At 55.3% G+C, this 445-nt stretch carries 1 pseudogene; it reads right to left on the minus strand.

Going from position 1 to position 445, the window contains the following annotated elements:
• Positions 1–445 (minus strand): annotated as a pseudogene (locus tag ACTHUR_RS20980) (glucose-6-phosphate isomerase); the annotation flags it as partial.

Below are 445 nucleotides of genomic sequence, written 5' to 3' on the forward strand. Positions count from 1 at the left end.
GCGTAGGCATTGAGCAGGGTTTCCGGTGTGCGGAACGATTTGCTGGCAATGCTGAATACGATGGTTTCGGGGTTGAGGCCGAGAAGTGTTTGGGCCAGGTCGGCACCATCGGAGTTACTGACAAAGTGAACGCGTATGTTTTGCCAATAAGGCTGCAGCGCCTGTGTGGCCATGCGCGGCCCTAACTCGGATCCGCCGATACCGCTGTGAACCAAGTCGGTAATCGCTTTACCGGTAATGCCTGCGTGCGTGCCGTCTAAAAGTTGGCGTGCGAACTCGAATGCGCGGTTGAGTTCGTGATGAACATTTGGCACGATGTTTTCGCCGTCAACGTAAACAGGTTTGGCATTGGCAGGCAGGCGCAGGGCGGTGTGGAGGACGGCGCGGTGTTCGCTGGTGTTGATTTTTTCACCGCTGTTCATGGCCTGCATATATTGTGGCAAAT

The organism is Neisseria sp. P0021.S007, from assembly GCF_051956855.1.